The 15,681-nt window shown below is 42.9% G+C and carries 20 protein-coding genes and 1 riboswitch; of the genes, 6 read left to right on the top strand and 14 right to left on the bottom strand.

The window, feature by feature from the left end; all coding sequences use genetic code 11:
- Positions 1 to 17 precede the first annotated feature (17 nt).
- The 10 genes from LF822_RS08925 to LF822_RS08880 form a co-directional block, all read right to left on the bottom strand.
- Complete coding sequence (locus tag LF822_RS08925) at positions 18 to 644, bottom strand: LysE family translocator (protein ID WP_253923688.1); 627 nt, start codon at positions 642 to 644, stop codon at positions 18 to 20.
- 59 nt (positions 645 to 703) lie between these two features.
- Positions 704 to 1,522 carry a MerR family transcriptional regulator gene (locus LF822_RS08920; protein ID WP_253923687.1) on the bottom strand — a complete coding sequence of 273 codons (819 nt, stop codon included), beginning with the start codon at positions 1,520 to 1,522 and terminating at the stop codon, positions 704 to 706.
- 179 nt (positions 1,523 to 1,701) lie between these two features.
- Positions 1,702 to 2,076 (bottom strand): HAD family hydrolase, encoded by a 375-nt coding sequence (locus LF822_RS08915; protein ID WP_371925895.1) that lies wholly within the window; start codon positions 2,074 to 2,076, stop codon positions 1,702 to 1,704.
- 13 nt (positions 2,077 to 2,089) lie between these two features.
- Positions 2,090 to 2,446, bottom strand: coding sequence for a DUF3221 domain-containing protein (locus tag LF822_RS08910; RefSeq protein ID WP_253923685.1), 357 nt, complete (start codon positions 2,444 to 2,446; stop codon positions 2,090 to 2,092).
- Between the two features lie 203 nt (positions 2,447 to 2,649).
- Positions 2,650 to 3,108 carry a GNAT family N-acetyltransferase gene (locus LF822_RS08905; RefSeq protein ID WP_253923684.1) on the bottom strand — a complete coding sequence of 153 codons (459 nt, stop codon included), beginning with the start codon at positions 3,106 to 3,108 and terminating at the stop codon, positions 2,650 to 2,652.
- Between the two features lie 80 nt (positions 3,109 to 3,188).
- Entirely contained in the window at positions 3,189 to 3,728 is a 540-nt protein-coding gene (locus LF822_RS08900; RefSeq protein ID WP_253923683.1) for a GNAT family N-acetyltransferase, read from the bottom strand.
- Positions 3,729 to 3,830: 102 nt separating this feature from the next.
- Positions 3,831 to 4,019, bottom strand: coding sequence for a hypothetical protein (locus LF822_RS08895; RefSeq protein WP_253923682.1), 189 nt, complete (start codon positions 4,017 to 4,019; stop codon positions 3,831 to 3,833).
- A 136-nt stretch (positions 4,020 to 4,155) separates the two neighbouring features.
- The gene (locus LF822_RS08890) at positions 4,156 to 4,443 is read right to left on the bottom strand and encodes a DUF3986 family protein (protein WP_253923681.1); all 288 of its coding nucleotides are present in this window, start codon (positions 4,441 to 4,443) and stop codon (positions 4,156 to 4,158) included.
- 144 nt (positions 4,444 to 4,587) lie between these two features.
- Positions 4,588 to 4,893: a hypothetical protein gene (locus LF822_RS08885; RefSeq protein ID WP_253923680.1), complete on the bottom strand. Its 306-nt coding sequence runs from the start codon at positions 4,891 to 4,893 to the stop codon at positions 4,588 to 4,590.
- Positions 4,894 to 5,154: 261 nt separating this feature from the next.
- Positions 5,155 to 5,385 carry a hypothetical protein gene (locus LF822_RS08880; protein WP_253923679.1) on the bottom strand — a complete coding sequence of 77 codons (231 nt, stop codon included), beginning with the start codon at positions 5,383 to 5,385 and terminating at the stop codon, positions 5,155 to 5,157.
- A 1,018-nt stretch (positions 5,386 to 6,403) separates the two neighbouring features.
- Between LF822_RS08880 and LF822_RS08875 the strand changes: the two genes are divergently transcribed.
- The 3 genes from LF822_RS08875 to LF822_RS08865 all read left to right on the top strand — a co-directional run bounded on the left by LF822_RS08875 (position 6,404) and on the right by LF822_RS08865 (position 10,080).
- A complete protein-coding gene (locus tag LF822_RS08875) occupies positions 6,404 to 7,462 on the top strand; it encodes a CdaR family transcriptional regulator (protein WP_253923678.1) in 1,059 nt (352 codons plus the stop codon).
- A 126-nt stretch (positions 7,463 to 7,588) separates the two neighbouring features.
- Positions 7,589 to 8,707, top strand: coding sequence for a glycerate kinase (locus tag LF822_RS08870; protein ID WP_253923677.1), 1,119 nt, complete (start codon positions 7,589 to 7,591; stop codon positions 8,705 to 8,707).
- Between the two features lie 14 nt (positions 8,708 to 8,721).
- Positions 8,722 to 10,080, top strand: coding sequence for a GntP family permease (locus LF822_RS08865; RefSeq protein WP_253923676.1), 1,359 nt, complete (start codon positions 8,722 to 8,724; stop codon positions 10,078 to 10,080).
- Positions 10,081 to 10,120: 40 nt separating this feature from the next.
- On the opposite strand, the gene LF822_RS08860 is transcribed toward LF822_RS08865, so the two are convergent.
- Positions 10,121 to 10,513, bottom strand: a complete 393-nt coding sequence (locus LF822_RS08860) for a DUF6438 domain-containing protein (protein WP_253923675.1) — start codon at positions 10,511 to 10,513, stop codon at positions 10,121 to 10,123.
- Between the two features lie 78 nt (positions 10,514 to 10,591).
- On the opposite strand from LF822_RS08860, the gene LF822_RS08855 reads away from it, so the two are divergent.
- Both LF822_RS08855 and LF822_RS08850 read left to right on the top strand, forming a co-directional pair.
- A complete protein-coding gene (locus LF822_RS08855; protein ID WP_253923674.1) occupies positions 10,592 to 11,680 on the top strand; it encodes a PDDEXK family nuclease in 1,089 nt (362 codons plus the stop codon).
- Positions 11,681 to 11,720: 40 nt separating this feature from the next.
- A riboswitch (SAM riboswitch) is annotated at positions 11,721 to 11,826 on the top strand.
- A 95-nt stretch (positions 11,827 to 11,921) separates the two neighbouring features.
- Positions 11,922 to 12,122, top strand: coding sequence for a hypothetical protein (locus tag LF822_RS08850; protein ID WP_253923673.1), 201 nt, complete (start codon positions 11,922 to 11,924; stop codon positions 12,120 to 12,122).
- A 226-nt stretch (positions 12,123 to 12,348) separates the two neighbouring features.
- Here LF822_RS08850 and dnaB read toward each other — a convergent pair whose 3' ends face one another.
- Genes dnaB through LF822_RS08835 form a run of 3 tightly spaced genes read right to left on the bottom strand, consistent with a single transcriptional unit; the run spans position 12,349 to position 14,665 of the window.
- Positions 12,349 to 13,692, bottom strand: a complete 1,344-nt coding sequence (dnaB, locus tag LF822_RS08845; RefSeq protein ID WP_253923672.1) for a replicative DNA helicase — start codon at positions 13,690 to 13,692, stop codon at positions 12,349 to 12,351.
- On the bottom strand, positions 13,602 to 13,928 hold the full coding sequence (locus LF822_RS08840; protein ID WP_253923671.1) for a hypothetical protein: 327 nt from the start codon (positions 13,926 to 13,928) through the stop codon (positions 13,602 to 13,604). Before LF822_RS08840 ends, dnaB begins: the two co-directional genes overlap by 91 nt.
- The gene (locus tag LF822_RS08835; RefSeq protein WP_253923670.1) at positions 13,925 to 14,665 is read right to left on the bottom strand and encodes a DnaD domain-containing protein; all 741 of its coding nucleotides are present in this window, start codon (positions 14,663 to 14,665) and stop codon (positions 13,925 to 13,927) included. The genes LF822_RS08840 and LF822_RS08835 overlap by 4 nt, the downstream gene beginning before the upstream one ends.
- A gap of 292 nt (positions 14,666 to 14,957) precedes the next feature.
- Between LF822_RS08835 and LF822_RS08830 the strand changes: the two genes are divergently transcribed.
- Positions 14,958 to 15,644, top strand: coding sequence for a DUF421 domain-containing protein (locus tag LF822_RS08830; protein ID WP_253923669.1), 687 nt, complete (start codon positions 14,958 to 14,960; stop codon positions 15,642 to 15,644).
- Positions 15,645 to 15,681: the final 37 nt, after the last annotated feature.

Genomic DNA, 15,681 nt, shown 5'->3' with positions numbered 1-15,681 from the left:
TCACATACTTTGATATGTTACATTGTAGTTGTTAGAAGTTTTAAACCCAGTCCTACAAAAATAATTGTAGCTGTTACGTTCATATACTCATTGAAACGAGGTTTTTTTAAAAATTGTTCCCTGAAAGCACCTGAAAAATAACCAAATAAGCTAAATATTATTGCAGTCAAGATAATAAAAATCAACCCTAAGAAAACCATTTGCAGTGGTACATTTAACGTTTTATAATCTACAAATTGAGGAAGGAACGTTAGAAAGAAGATTGCCACTTTTGGATTTAAGATATTCATTAGTACCCCCTTAAGGAACAGACCATTAGAGCCATCATTACCTTCATTGTCCAGACGAACAATTACTTTTCTACGTTTGAAAGACTTAAATGCAAGATAAAATAAATACAATGCTCCTCCTATTTTGAAAATAGTAAATACAACTACTGAGGTTTTAATAATTAACGACAAACCTAGTGCTGCGGCTAAAGTGTGAACGATATTACCCGTACTTAACCCCATTGCGGTGATGACACCAGCTCGTTTGCCATTAGCCATTCCTTGAGTTACCGTAAATACCAAATCTGGTCCAGGGATGACAACTAAAATGATTGCTGTACCCATAAAAAGTAAAAGTGTTGATAAATCAAACATGAGATGACCCCCTTCAAAAATACCTTTTTTTAAAGATAAACCCTCCTGTAAGGGGAGGGTCAATACTTTACTGGTATTTGTATTTCGGTCAGGTAGTCTTCCTTTCTTTTTGAAACGTACTGGTTAATGATTGTCCTTTCAATGGCATCGCCAATCATTTGAAGACCATTTTCTTGGATGAAGTTTAGTAGTATCATGTAATATTGTAGTGAATCATTATGACTCCCCTTATAATAAATGCAGGCATATGTTCCTTCCCGTAGATTTGTCACTAAAGGACTTGTAATATCTTCTTCCTCGGCTAAAATAAATATGGAATTATATTCATCGAACTTAGATTCCTTTATACTATTCAAACTTACAGTAAGCCCAACTCCTCCTATAAAAACGGAAGCTTTCATATTAGACATATTTTCTAATTGTCTTAGGGAAACCTCCAGCTCTGGTTCTGAACTTATTTTTCCCATTAATCTTACTATTTTTCTTTCTTTAAAATGCTCTACCGATGCAACTCCTAATTCCGCTATTCTTCGAGCATGTTTTATGTCGTTAATTCGGTTTTGAAATTTACGGTTAACACGTTCTAATTCTTTGATTTTATTTTCTGATAATTCTTTTTGTTTTTCTAATAAATCTAAAAAGCTTTCAATGTCCCTTTGTACTAAGTGCTCCCCGATCTCCTTTAAAGAAAAACCTAATCCCTTTAAATAATGAATAGTGTTTAACTGTTCAAATTGTTCGGTTGAATAGTATCTATATCCGTTATTTTTATCAATTTGAATAGGCTTCAATAAACCAATTTCATCATAATATCTTAAAGTCTTGATAGTCGTATTATGAAGCTTTGCCATTTCTCCGATCGAAAATTGATTCTTCATTTTTTTCTTCCTTTACCCATAGTCAGATTTTAATTATTTATATTAATACAGCTATAATTTCTGCCCCTGATCTTACTCAACTACCTCCCTTAGTTCAATACTTTCATCCGCAATTTTGAAAAGGGAACCAGGTATTGAAGATTTGTCCCCAATACTTGAAAACTCAATGTCAAGATAATTTAACAAGAAACAGAATTTAACTGTTTTATTATTTTTGGTATTTCATCTAATTCATCCATAACATAGGCCGCTTCTACTTCATTCCATTGATGATCCCTTTTCCAAATACCTATCATTCCAACATCCTGTGCTGCCTTCACATCTTTCTCTGGATGATCCCCTATAAACACACACTCTTTCGGATACACCTTAAGCCTTTCCGATGCTCTTTTAAAAATGATTGGATCAGGCTTTTTAACTCCTTCCCAATCTGATATAAGAATAGAATCTATGTAGCTGTCAATATCCAAAGCCTTCACGTTATCCATTTGAAACTGACCTTTCCCATTAGTTATCATCCCAATAAGAAAGTTATCTTGTTTCAATTTCTCCAGCGTTGCTAAGAGTTTAGGGAACGGTACGCAGTTTTCTTTGAAGTAAGTTAAATAATCCTCTAACTATCTTACCTAATTCGGACTGGGCGGGATAAGATTCATTTGCTCCTCCCTTAAAGAAACCACTAATATTAAAATCGATATGAAATATGTGAGCGTCATACTGCTTACCATCTACATCAGAAAGTTCATTCAAACTCATATTAATAGCTTGTTCCTTTGTAATTCCATTAACTACTAATATCTCCTTATCTTCAACCTTAACTAAATAACCTTCGATTGTTGGATCACCTGTATAATCTTGATCTTCACTATTACAGCCTGCTATAAAAAAAAGAGAAAGGACAGAAAGGACTAATATTCTTTTCATAATTCACCCTCTATTTTCAATTCCCTTAATCAACTCCACTACTCGGTTAGTACAAGAAACGATAGCCACTGTGCAACTATAGCTCCCCATTACTGGAAGGCTCAGCATCGAGATAATATTGATCACTATTTCTACAGATGCTCATTCAGAAGAGCAAATTTATGAAAGTCTTCCCCCGGTTCCAAGTTAAATAGCTTTACGACTTATAAAGTTTTTTCCATTTTAATATTTTTTTCTATATACCCTAACTTTCCATATAAGTCTCGTGCTATGTTGTTGTGAGCAAAGACGTGGAGACCTATACTTTTCAATCCTAAATCATTGGCTAAAACTTCAATTTCTTGCATAGCTTTTTTTCCATAACCTTTACCCTGGTTTCCTTTCCAAATATTAATACTATAAATAAACCCTTTTTCATTTGATATTTGAGAGAGCCAAATCATGCCAACTTCTTTACTTCCATCGCGAATTGTAAATAAGTGGTTGTTTTCCGTATCTTGTCCTTCTGGGAGCAACCTTTCATATTCTTCTGCTGCCTTGCTAATTGCCTCTTCCGGCTTCCAATTACCAGACTTGATATGTTCCTCTGCAAAATGTTTAATTGCAAAACTTAAATATTCTTGGAATTCCTCTGAATTCATATGATCTAATTTTACATTCATTTTTCTCTCTCCCCTTCTAACTCTTAACTGCATAGTTAATGAAAAAGCGATGGCTCAAAATATATTGGAATTAATATTAGCTACTTTGCTTTTTTCATATGTTCCCATTCATTATCTAAGACACTCATTTCCCATAAACTCCAATATGCGTTCCCTATTTTTCTTGAATCCCTTAGTAAACCCTCTTTTTTAAACCCTGCTTTTACATAACATCCAATTGCAGAAGAGTTGAAATCAAACACACCAAGACTTACTCTATGTAAACCTAGTTCGTCAAATGCTATTTTAAGTATTTCTGTCATCATTTGTTGGCCAATACCTTTTCCTCTTACATTTTTATCGCCAACTAATACTTTCCCTACTCTTGCTGACTCATTTGTTCGGTCAATCTTACCCAGCGAAATATGTCCAATTATGTTATCTGTTTCTTTTTCAACCACACTGTAAATTAAAACCTTAGAGTTCTTTTCATTCGCACCCTTAAGATAACTCTCAAGTTGTGCTGCATCTAACGGGAATCTGAAATTTGGACCTCCCCACTGTAGTAAAAACTCAGGGGTTTCAATCCAATTAATAAGCTGTTGAAAATCTACACGTTCAAAAAACTTTAACTTAATCATTAGAATCACCTCTTAAATATAAGATCTTTCAGTTTTGCCCCAGTTTCTATAAGATTTGATATTGAGATAAAAATTTAGTCTTAATAGCTTATATAGTTCAGGTTACTTTTTTTCTCCTTGGGAAAGCTTGTCTATTTTTTTTTCCATTCGACTTAATTGTTTATTTCTCTTTCTAGCCTTCACAACGAATGTAAACACCCCTACGATTACAGCAACCAAAATAAGCAAGAAAACCAATTGAACAATTACATCACCCACATTTAAACCATCGATTGTTGATAATAAGAACATAATTAACCCTCCCATATTTAATTTTCAAACTTTAGACTAAACCGACCAACTTATTAAAGCAACGCTCTCCGATACGTGAAGACTTGATTTTGAGATAATTCTTTTCTTAAGGTATGTAGTTTGAATAACTAACTCGCTATTGAGAAGCTCTTATTACTTTATTTGTTATAAGCCAGTCTTCAAATTTCTGAAACGCTTCTTCATCAGAAAGATTTTGACCGCAGATAGAGAATATAAGCAGCCCATAATTTTTTACATGAATCCCTAATTCCTTCTCTAATACGCTCTTAAAAAATTCTCCTGGTTCATAGTCTTCTATAAAGACGTCCCAGATGTCTTCCCTTTTCCTTTTATAAGCCACTACTTCAAGATCGTGTCCTTCTTCATAGTAGCCTATATGATAATGCTGGTGGAGTACGTACATCTTACTTGCCCCCTCCCCTCGTAATTACTAAAAAATAAAGTCGACATTTTACAATAATGCTCCCTTTACCTGAAGACTTGGTTTCGAGATACCTCAGTTAAATTTAACTGACGCCCCCCTGTTAGTGTAGTAACAACTCTCATATTAACCCCACCACATAGCTAACACAAATAAAGACCAACAAGAAGTAAGCAACCCAATTCCGCCAAATACAGAAAAAAATAACCCCATTTTAGCCTTTTCAATTCTTCGTTTCTTATATTGAAGATATGTCAAAACAAAAGAACTTAAATATAAGATTACACTTATTATCGTTAAGACAGATAAATAGTATATCGGAGGTATTTTAGCGAAATTATCATTCAAAAAGTAAGCCATTCCTTGACCAAGTATTCCAAATATAGTTGCTAAAATTAAACTTGCGAATATGATAGCATTAGTTTTACTCACCAATATCACCCCATATTGATATTTTGATAATAAATTAAACAATTAAAGTTACATGACTTTCTTCCACTAACTTGCTCCGTTAGCGATAGCCGCTATGCAGCTATCGCTCCCATTTTCAGAAGACTTGAAACCAAGGTACTTCAGGCTTTTTAAACCCATAATTAAGCAAAAAATAAAGGAGTGGCCCTACGAACAAGATCTTGTCCGTAGGGCCCCTCCCATTTTAGCTCATAGTGAAGATTGTCCCAACCTCTTTAATAATTAATTTTTGGGGGTTTGCATTAACCCCCACACAATAAATCCAATCCCAGCAATTAAGGAAATTATTGTTAGTACCATTAAATTGCCTGGAACATGTGATAGTTCTTCAGCAAACTCCTTGGAACCCCATGTTGTTGCTCCAATACCTCCTATTGCTGCACAAATATAACGTGTTGCATAAAGTATGGTAGCAATTAACAAAAAGGAAACACCTACTCTTGTTTTGTTCATAATTTTTGCTTCTCCTTTAGTAAAGGTCCATTTATAAACTTACTACTCGATATTGACGCTCTACCCACTTTTTCGGATACACATATTGGGTATCATATACTTTGCCTCGTGAATCGTATTTTTCCTCTTGTTTAACTTTATATTTTTTGTACACATGTCTGTATTCCAACCTATATTCTCCACTCTTGTAAGAATGTGTGGAATAACTGACTGCTTTTGTCGTGCCGTATGTAATGTCAAAACCCACCAGCGAAGTCACTGCACTCTTTGTTGCCTGTAGTGAGCCAGAGTAAGTATTAGAAACAGAATTTGTGTGTGAAGCTGATAAGACACCACCACTCTTAGTTGAAGCTCCAGCATACATCCAATTTCCATAAGAAAGACCTTCATACGTCTCACTTACAGGATACCATTGTTTCGATCTTACAGCAGTAGAAAATTCAGCCCCTTCCTCCGATTCGATAAAATGCTTAGAGTTAAAAAAGTAACTAAAAAACCTATAGAAAACAAAAATTTCTTCATATTTCTCCTCCTCTAATTATTTGTTGGCAAAATTATGAACTAATGAAATTTAAACATATATTTCCATATAAACCAACGAAATTTCTTGATTTGTTTCTTTTGACTCAAGGCCTGCTAAGTTTTCACAAAGATAAAGTCCTAAATCAATGGATAACACCCCTTGCAGTGATGACATCACCTTCATCAACAATTCTATCATCGACCACTGTAGGGTGAGTTGTAGAGTTGTAGAGTTGTAGTTTTTTTAGGAAAATATCTCGAAATCAAGTCTTCAGCAATTATGCCTGTTACCTTAAGACTCAGTTTCAAAATAAATATCCCCTTAGGGCAACAAGATTAACAGAGCCTTTCTTTTAAATAATGCCTCCACGCTATCCACCACTCCTTCTGTTATCCCTTCCGCCACAGCACCCTCTCCCCTAAAGGTCATCTGATCCGCGTTCTTCCTCATCCCAACTACGTTTCTGTTAAGATAGAACTAAAAAGGAGCTTCCCCATGGACCTTACGGAAAAATTAGGACAGGAAATTATCCGCCGCTTATCCAAATACATAGATGTTCCGATCAACCTGATGAATCCGCACGGACGAATTGTGGCAAGCACCGATCCCTCGCGTCTTCACCAGCTTCACGGCGGAGCGAAAGCGGTGATCGAATCACAGCAGCCAAATATTATAACGAACGGAAATGCAGATGATTTTTCCAACGTAAAGCCCGGGGTGAACCTGCCGATCTTCCATCACGGGGAGCTTGCGGGAGTGGTCGGATTGACCGGCAAACCGGACGATGTGATGCAGGCGGCCAGAATGACGCAGGGCTCGGTGGAAATCACGCTCGATCAGATGCGCCTGCAAAAAGAAGCCTTTTTTCAAGAGCGGCAGTGGAACCAATGGCTGCAGAAGCTGCTGCACCCGGCAGGAATCGATGCCCAGGAGCTGGAGCGCGAAGCTGTCTACAGTCTCCAGGTGGAGATTCACAAACAGTGGCAGGTGGTTGTCTATCGCACAACTCAACCGTATGAACTGGCGGACAGGATCCGTGCGTCCAGCGAGCATCACAACCCCCTGTTTGTGCTTCCGTACGAGGGGGATTCTGTCGTAGCTGCATTTCCTGATCACCAGCAGCCGCTGCCAATCCACAGGGAAGCCGGCGTGATGATTGGTGTTGGAGAGCCCGGCTATTCACTCGCTGGCCTGCGTCAGTCCTATCATCAGGCGAGCGAAGCGATTGCTCTGGCCGGCGTCGATGGTGAAGTGGTGTACAGCTCTTCGTTAAAAATCGAACGATTGATCAACCAGATTGACCGTTCGGTTTACGAGGAAATCACCGGGGAGTACCTCCGGCTGCTCAACGAGCTGGACGATTCTTATATCGAGACGCTGCACTGCTTCTTTAACAACAACTTGAAAATGAACGTCACCGCCAATGACTTGCACATTCACAGGAACACCCTGATTTACCGGCTCGATCAGCTTAGCAGAAAAACAGGACTCGACCCCCGCCGGCTTAAGGATGCAATGATTTTAAAGACTATATTGTTAAAAGAATCGCTGTAAGCGGGACTGTCATTAATTTGTGCATTTGCACAAGTAAACGGTTTCATTTTTGTTTCTTTCATCAATTGTTTTACGGCTTTATTTTCTATTAAATGAGAGTAAGAGAAATTGTTGGAGGGATGAAGGATGAACGTTGTATTTGCACCCGATTCATTTAAAGGAAGTCTGTCTTCGATCGAGGTTTCTACGACGATGGCGAAGGCTTTTCAATCGGCGGACCCTGAAGTCACGCCTGTGATTAAACCGATGGCCGACGGCGGAGAAGGAACGCTTGAGGCGCTGACGCAGGCCGCCGTGCACGAAAAGGTCTCACTCAGCTGCACCGGGCCGCTGGGAGAGCCTTCAGAGAGCTGGTACATCAGCCTCAGCGACAACCGCGCCGTCATTGAGGGAGCAAATATTGCCGGGCTTCCTCTCGTCCCCGAGGAGAAACAAAACCCTGACCTGACCACGACATACGGCATCGGCGAAGCGATACGACACGCGCTAGACCGGGGCGGACGCGACTTCATCATCGCGATTGGCGGCAGCTCCACCAATGACGGCGGACTCGGCATGCTACAGGCGCTCGGTATGAAGGCGTTAACGGCTGGTGGGAAGGAAGCGGGCATGTTCGGGAAGGATCTTTTTACCGTTAAAAAGGTCGATTTCTCCGGCCTCGACGAACGCCTTCAGGAAGCCACGATCCGTATCGCCTGCGATGTCGATAATCCGCTGACGGGACCGCGCGGGGCAAGCTGCGTGTACGGTCCGCAAAAAGGTGCCACAAAGCAGCAGGTCTCTAACTACGATCAGGCGCTTGAAGCCTACGGTCAATTGGTTGAAAAAGAATTGAATAAGGAATTAGCTGACGTTCCGGGAGCCGGAGCGGCCGGCGGTTTAGGATTCGCTTTTCTCGCCATGGGCGCGCAGCTGCAGTCAGGAGCCAGACTCGTCGCTGAGGCCGTAGATTTAGAGGATGCGATTCAACAGGCCGACCTTGTGGTTACAGGCGAAGGCCAGAGCGATGAACAGACCGTCTACGGCAAAGCCCCTGGCTACGTAGCGGAACTCGCCCGCAAGCACGGAAAACCTGCCCTGCTGATATCCGGCAGTCTCGGGGAGGATCTAGACCAGCTGAACGAGCTGTTTACCAGTTGCTTCTCGATCGTCCAGCGGCCGGCTTCGCTGCATGAATGCATCGAGAAGGCCGAGCATAATCTTTATCAAACAGCGCGGCAGATTGCCCGTCTGATCATCAAATAAAGGAGGCACTATCCATGAGTGGAATTGGACTTATTTTAGTTATTATTGCCGGCGTATTATTCGTTATTTTTGCCACCGCGAAGTTTAACCTGCACCCGTTTCTTTCCCTGCTGATCGCGGCCTTTGCGATCGGAATCCTGAGCGGGATGCCGTTAGAAGACGTTGCAACGACCGTCAATGACGGCTTTGGCGGCTTAATGGGCAGCATCGGGCTCGTCATCGTATTCGGGACGATCATCGGCGTCATTTTAGAGAAATCCGGCGCTGCCCTGAGAATGGCGGAAGTCGTCCTCAGGATTGTCGGAGAAAAACGCCCGCAGCTGGCGATGAGCGCGATCGGCAGTATCGTCAGTATCCCCGTTTTCTGTGATTCCGGCTATGTTATTTTATCATCCTTAAAGAAAGCGCTTGCGAATAAGACGAAGGTGACCGTAGCCTCAATGGCGATCGCGTTATCCACCGGCCTGTTCGCGACGCACACGCTCGTGCCGCCGACGCCGGGGCCGATATCCGCCGCAGGTAACATCGGGGCGGAGAACTACTTAGGCACCATCATCCTGTTCGGATTAATTGTCGCTGTGCCAACGATTATTACAGGGTACATCTGGGCGATGAAAGCCGGCCCGAAGATCCACGTAGAAGAGAGAGACGACGACTCTGCTTACTCGTATGAGGAAGTTGTCCAATCGTTTGGCAAAATGCCGTCCGCATTTAAATCGTTTGCGCCGATTCTCGTACCGATCGTGCTGATCAGCTTTAACTCCATCATCACGTTTGCCGAATGGTCCGGCGGCGTATTCAGCTTCTTCCTATTCCTCGGCTCGCCGGTGACGGCCCTGCTCGTCGGGGTGCTGTGCGCCTTCGCCCTGCTTCCGAAGTTCGATAAGGAAACGATGAACGACTGGATCGGCATCAGCTTAAAAGAAGCCGCTCCGATTCTGCTCATCACCGGAGCCGGCGGCGCCTTTGGTTCCGTGATCAGCTCGACAAACATTGCTGACATCATTGAAGGCATCGCCCAAAATGATGCCGCCGCAGGAGCCCTGTTTATCTTTATCCCGTTTATCATCGCCGCTGCATTAAAAAGCGCGCAAGGGTCATCCACTGCCGCGATCGTGATCACATCAACACTCGTGGCCCCGCTCCTGCCGCAGGTCGGCATTGAAGGCGCCGTGCCGCTCGCACTCGTCGTCATGTCCGTCGGCGCCGGCGCGATGGTCGTCTCCCACGTCAACGACAGCTACTTCTGGGTCGTTAAGGAGTTCAGCGGCATGTCGATTACCCAGGCCTATAAAGCCCAGACGATGGGCACGCTCCTGCAGGGAATCGTGGCGATGTCGGTTACGGCCGTGCTCTGGTATATTTTCGTATAAGAAAAAGTCCAGCTCTCATGCCGAGAGCTGGACTTTCCTTTTAAATATAGGCATGCGTCCCGACGATACGGTCAATCTCCTCTTCAAACTCCTCAAGCGTCATCAAACGCTCCTCTTCATTCAACGAATCCCCTAAATAATGATCAACTTCCTTCACCGCGCCATCCTCATACGTAATCGAGGTGATACAGCTCGGCAAATCCGTAGCTGGAAAGCCATTGGCCTCATATTCATAGTTAAAAAAATCAAACCCGTCCATCAAAGCCAGCAGCCTCTTCATTTGATCATCATCCAGCTTCCACTCGCACTCCCCAATTTGGGCGACAAAGAATTCACCATGCCATTTCACCATGCCGTCGCTCCTGACTTCTACATGATACACAGGACAGTCACCAAAACAGCCGGTACGTGTAAGGGTTAGTTGGTGGAACATGAAGATCCTCCTCAGGAATTTTAATAGTGTTTGATTATAGTATAATAGGATTTGAGTCTATTAGAAAGGAACGGTTGCATGTATCAGTTAAATGCGGAAACGAATCAATTAGAAAAAATAGAAGAGACAACATTTTTTGAGAACGATCTTAAAGAGCGCGATCATATTCAAGAATGGATTCGTAAAAGTCCGGAAGTGTTAGGAGAGGATCTATTAATCATAGGCTGCGAATACGATAAATTTGAGATCAATGAACGGATTGACCTTCTTGCTCTAGATAAAGAAGGCAACGTAACAGTAATTGAGTTAAAGAGAGACATTACTGGGAGTCAGGTAGACTTTCAAGCGTTAAAATATGCTTCTTATTCTGCGAGGTTAAGTCCTTCTGATTTGATTGAGATTTATTCAGACTACATAACATCTGTAGGAATTGAAGTAAAGGCAGAGGAGAAGTTAGTTGAATTTCTCGAATTAGAAGATGAACAACAGCTTCACACGTATTTAAATACTAGCCAGCGAATTATAATAGTTGGAAAGGAAATTGATAAAAGAATTCTATCCGTGTGCACGTGGCTTCATGAAAACGGCATTGATGTGAAGTGTATCAGCATTAAACCTTATAAATTAAGTAGTGAACAGATTATTATCGATACCAATCAAATCCTTCCTCCGTTTAAGTTAGAAGATTATTATATAAGTAAAAAAGAAGTAAAGAAAGACCGACAGCGAACAACCGACGAAGACGTCGTAGAGTTTTTACAGGCTGTTTCAGACTTCATCAATTCAAAAACTGATTACGTAGCCAGTTACGGTGGGAAACGCGATTACTTTAAAGGGCATAAATTTCTTGATTATCCATGGGCATTCGTTTTCGCTTATAAGAAAAAGGAGAATAAAGCCTCTATGTTCGTTGAATCAACTGATGAAGAAACCGTGCAAATGATCCAACAGATCGGGGAAGGTTATAAATCTGGACTAGCCGAACAGTTCAATGCCAAAGTCGATTTTCGTCCAGGCGTTAGAAATAAGAGTTTACTCAGACTAGCAGTTGAAATTGAGTATACAGACGACCAACCTCTCGCCGAACGTATTGATAAATTTACAAATACGTTTGTAAAATATAAAAACTTTCTAGAACATACTGTAAAAAAAGATTATCAGGTTTGACATACAAAAGCATTCCAAATAAAATAAAAGGACAATATACAATTTATAAAGAGTGGACGAGAGAACTGGCTCAGTGACTCCACGGCAACCTGCTTCATGCAAGGTGCCCCAACCAGCCCTAGCGAAACGCTTTGGACTAATGAATGCAATAGTCGGGCAATCCCCGCTTTCATTCATTGAAAGCGGGGATTTTTTTGTCTCTCCCTCTTTACATGTATATTGAACGAAAGGAGAGAGAGTAATGAACGCAAACGGAACGGCAAGAGGCTACATAGCCAAGCAGGGAACGACGGAGCGGCTTACCCGTCATTTTATAAAGACGATTGAAAGAGTACTGGAAGAGTATGAGGAAGACTACGAGTTCAGCGTTGAGCAGGATCGGTTTATCATCGAAGGGAGCGGAACTTCCTATGAGGTGACTCTTCCCGAACGGCGCATTTAAGAATTAAAACAGAAAGGGCCTTATGCGCTGGATCGTTATTTCTGGAGGCAGTTAGAAGCCCAGGGGTTTCCCGTGAAGAAAGATGATCACTATATGCAAGTCGTGAATCCATAAATTAATAGAATCCTCGGCGAATTTAACAAAAAGCGTGAAATCAGATGGCGGTATCTGGATTCACGCTTTTTCCGTTAGTAAACCAACATTATACACTGTGAAAACTATGAAACTACATTTCCACAAACTGCCCGAATTCCTTCCTGAACTTCATCCTCACATTCCCGACAGGGCCGTTTCGCTGTTTGCTCAGAATCAGCTCCACCTCTCCCTCATCCTTATGCCAGTCGTAATAATCATCGCGATACAGAAAGCCAATCACATCCGCATCCTGCTCGATATTCCCGGATTCACGCAGGTCCGACATGAGCGGTCGTCTGTCTTTCCGCTGCTCGACACCGCGGGAGAGCTGAGACAACAGGATGATCGGCACATTATGTTCAACCGCCAGCAGCTTCAGCTCCCGGGTCATCGCACCGATTTCAAGGTCACGGCGTTCGTAACGTCCTGCAGTGCTCATGAGCTGCAAATAATCGATAATAATCATGTGGTCCCCGTTTTCATCCTTCTGCACAACCTCCCTCACTTTAGAACGGATGTCGCCGATGGTTCGTTCGGTTTGATGAATTTCAAGCGGCCAGCGGGCGATTTCCCCAATCGCGTCCATCACCTGACGGCAGTCCGCATCGGAAAATTTAAACGAGCGCCATTTCTGACCATCCACCGTGGCTTCAGCAGAGATAAAGCGCTGAAGGAGTGGTTTGGTTCCCATTTCAAGGCTGAACAATTGGACACTCCCTCCCTTCTTACAATGGTGAGCCGCCAGGTTTAAGGCAAAAGCCGTTTTGCCCATCGACGGCCTTCCGGCGAGGATGATCAAATCGCCGCGCTGGGTGCCTCCGGTCATGTGATCGAGCTCGGCATACCCTGTGGCAAACCCAGTCATTCCATCTTCAGGCGGGAAAGCAACATCACGAGCGATTTCGACAAGAGACTCATACTTCGTCGGCTCCTCGGTTACCACTCCCATACTGCTGAAGGTTTCCACATGCTGGACTAACGCATCAAATGCCTGATCACTGGGACTTTTCGCATAGTGGATGGCTGCTTCCTTCGTTTTGCGGTGGCGGTACGCATCGAGAACGAGGCGCTGGTGGTGTTTGAGGGTAGAGGTTGTGGGAATGGAGCCGGCCAGGTCACTTAAATAGCTGACCCCTCCGACGGCTTTTACTTGATCCTTTAATTCGGTAGTAACGGTCACCAGGTTAATCGGCTCATCTGCCTCATGAATCTTCTTCATCGCGGTAAGAATGAGGGCGTGCCTCTTCTCCGCAAAGTGCTCAGGCAGGAGCGTGACATCCTTCATAAGCGACCCCTCAAGCAAAATGGTGCCGATCACCGACTGTTCAGCTTCCAGATTCTTAATCATTTGGACACCTTCCTTATCAATTCTTCTAATTTCTCCTGAACAAGCCGCTTCGTTTCGTCGCTGACCTCTTCTGCCTCCTGATCCCATTTCTTCATTTTCTCTAAATAGGGGTTCTCCACCGGCGGGTACACCGCAATATCAGCGAGCGTCGGCGGAAACGGATACTGTCCTGCATACTCAGACAGCTTCTTCTTCACCGGTTCATACTCCATTTTCTCAAGCTGCGGAATTAGAACCGCGGCCTTCGTCTTCGTCACCTCAAACCGGCCCGGATACAACTCACGGATCGTCTGCAGCACTTCAACGGCTTGATCATAATTCATACATTACGCTCCCTTCGCAGCTCTTCAAAAATATCGTCAAACTCTTCCTTCGACTGCCCCTGGTCCGCCTTCTGTCTCACTCTCGACCGGCTCTCCACCTTCTCCGAACGCGCCTCCTGCAGCGATTTCACCCCAAGCGACTGCCAGCGGTTTAAGATTGCTTCAGAGTACTGGAAAAAACGCTTATTGTGCTGCAATGCCCGCTGCAGTGCTTCGATCACAAGTTCATCCGACAGCTCCTCACACCAATGCGTAATCCGCTCCGCAATGAAAGGACTCAAAATGCCGATATTGCACTGGTAGAATTCATGAGGGTTGGAAGGGCTCGCGCCTTCTTCATCTGTCTCTTTTCTTTTCATTTCATTTCTTTTAAATAATGGGACCGCTGGTTCGTCCATGGAATGGTCCGTCGGTACGTCCGCATGGGGGGCCGCTTCCTCGTTCACATGAGGTTCAATCACTCTTGAAATCATCTCGTAAACCGGCGCCTGATTCCGGCCAAGAGACGTATACATGATGTATCCCTTCTCCTTCAATTCCTTGCGGGCACGTTTAAAAGACGTCTCCGGCAAATTCGACTTCCCTAGAACGACCGAAGCCGGGAGCGTAAATTCTTTCTTCCAGCCCGTCTTGTTGTTAAGCTGCATCAACGTAAACCAAAGGGTGATGGCAGATGGCGACAGTGAATCCATATCCACTTGATCATTAAACGCGTTTAACTCTTTTAAATAATTCATTTTCTTTTTGCCTCCTTTTATTCAGGGCACAAAAAACCCCTGCACTTCTATAATCGAAATGAGTGCAGGGGGTGGTGTCGTTCATTTGAAAAGTTTTTTAAATTTTTTTTAGCAACCTTCCCAAAGGCCTTATGCGCTGGATCGTTATTTCTGGATGATCACTATATGCAAGTCGTGAATCCATAACTGTATCTCCTCCTCCTTATCTAAATAAGTTTCTGCAGAAAGAGTATGCAGGAAGGACATCCTGGAAAAGATAATAGAGTACTAGATTTACGGGGAGGAACAGGCAATGGATATGCTGGAATTAACGATTAAGCTCGTCATAGGCTTCCTTCTGCTCTTTTTCCTGATTCGTGTATTAGGCAAGAAACTGATCGATCAAATCACGCCCTTTCACTTCATTTCAGCTATCGTATTAAGTGAGTTATTAGGGAATGCCGTGTACGATGACGCTGTGCCTGTCATCTATATTGTTTATACGATTGTGATCTGGGGAAGCCTGCTGTTTATCTTTGAATACTTCGCCCAAAAGTCATTATTATTCAGACACTTTTTTGAAGGGCAGCCGACGATGGTGATTCGAAACGGGCAAATTGACTTTGAACAGTTAAAGAAGGCGCGTATGAACATTAATCAGCTGCAGAGCTTACTGCGCCAAAGCGAAATTTTCTCCGTTCGAGAAGTGGCCTTTGCTTTTATAGAATCGAATGGAGCCATCAGCATCTTAAAGAAATCGCAATATCAAAAAACAACCTTAGAAGACTTCAACATGCCCCCTCAACCTGTGTATCTTCCCGTCACATTGATTAAAGACGGAGAGGTGATTGAAGAAAATCTAGCAGAGATCAATCAGGACAGGGCGTGGCTGAACGGTCAATTGAAAGCCAATGGAATGAGAAAGGTGGAGAATGTGCTGTTAGCCGAGTGGTTAGAGAACGACGGGTTGCTGGTGATTTCTCATAAGGTCCAAAGTTAAATAAAAAAGGAAGCCTCGCCTGCCGTATAAGCAGATG

The organism is Halobacillus sp. A5 (genome assembly GCF_024189315.1).
In the GTDB taxonomy this organism is placed as follows: Bacteria; Bacillota; Bacilli; order Bacillales; family Halobacillaceae; genus Halobacillus_A.
This window is presented reverse-complemented; position numbering and strand designations above follow the sequence as displayed.

What these genes read in the sequence shown, in the direction of transcription:
- LF822_RS08925 (WP_253923688.1), bottom strand. Translation starts at nt 644, where the DNA reads ATGTTTGATTTATCAACACTTTTACTTTTTATGGGTACAGCAATCATT.
- LF822_RS08920 (WP_253923687.1), bottom strand. Translation starts at nt 1,522, where the DNA reads ATGAAGAATCAATTTTCGATCGGAGAAATGGCAAAGCTTCATAATACG.
- LF822_RS08910 (WP_253923685.1), bottom strand. Translation starts at nt 2,446, where the DNA reads ATGAAAAGAATATTAGTCCTTTCTGTCCTTTCTCTTTTTTTTATAGCA.
- LF822_RS08905 (WP_253923684.1), bottom strand. Translation starts at nt 3,108, where the DNA reads ATGAATGTAAAATTAGATCATATGAATTCAGAGGAATTCCAAGAATAT.
- LF822_RS08900 (WP_253923683.1), bottom strand. Translation starts at nt 3,728, where the DNA reads ATGATTAAGTTAAAGTTTTTTGAACGTGTAGATTTTCAACAGCTTATT.
- LF822_RS08895 (WP_253923682.1), bottom strand. Translation starts at nt 4,019, where the DNA reads ATGTTCTTATTATCAACAATCGATGGTTTAAATGTGGGTGATGTAATT.
- LF822_RS08890 (WP_253923681.1), bottom strand. Translation starts at nt 4,443, where the DNA reads ATGTACGTACTCCACCAGCATTATCATATAGGCTACTATGAAGAAGGA.
- LF822_RS08880 (WP_253923679.1), bottom strand. Translation starts at nt 5,385, where the DNA reads ATGAACAAAACAAGAGTAGGTGTTTCCTTTTTGTTAATTGCTACCATA.
- LF822_RS08875 (WP_253923678.1), top strand. Translation starts at nt 6,404, where the DNA reads ATGGACCTTACGGAAAAATTAGGACAGGAAATTATCCGCCGCTTATCC.
- LF822_RS08870 (WP_253923677.1), top strand. Translation starts at nt 7,589, where the DNA reads ATGAACGTTGTATTTGCACCCGATTCATTTAAAGGAAGTCTGTCTTCG.
- LF822_RS08865 (WP_253923676.1), top strand. Translation starts at nt 8,722, where the DNA reads ATGAGTGGAATTGGACTTATTTTAGTTATTATTGCCGGCGTATTATTC.
- LF822_RS08860 (WP_253923675.1), bottom strand. Translation starts at nt 10,513, where the DNA reads ATGTTCCACCAACTAACCCTTACACGTACCGGCTGTTTTGGTGACTGT.
- LF822_RS08855 (WP_253923674.1), top strand. Translation starts at nt 10,592, where the DNA reads ATGTATCAGTTAAATGCGGAAACGAATCAATTAGAAAAAATAGAAGAG.
- LF822_RS08850 (WP_253923673.1), top strand. Translation starts at nt 11,922, where the DNA reads ATGAACGCAAACGGAACGGCAAGAGGCTACATAGCCAAGCAGGGAACG.
- dnaB (WP_253923672.1), bottom strand. Translation starts at nt 13,692, where the DNA reads ATGGGATCAGGAGGCAGAAGAGGTCAGCGACGAAACGAAGCGGCTTGT.
- LF822_RS08840 (WP_253923671.1), bottom strand. Translation starts at nt 13,928, where the DNA reads ATGAATTATGATCAAGCCGTTGAAGTGCTGCAGACGATCCGTGAGTTG.
- LF822_RS08835 (WP_253923670.1), bottom strand. Translation starts at nt 14,665, where the DNA reads ATGAATTATTTAAAAGAGTTAAACGCGTTTAATGATCAAGTGGATATG.
- LF822_RS08830 (WP_253923669.1), top strand. Translation starts at nt 14,958, where the DNA reads ATGGATATGCTGGAATTAACGATTAAGCTCGTCATAGGCTTCCTTCTG.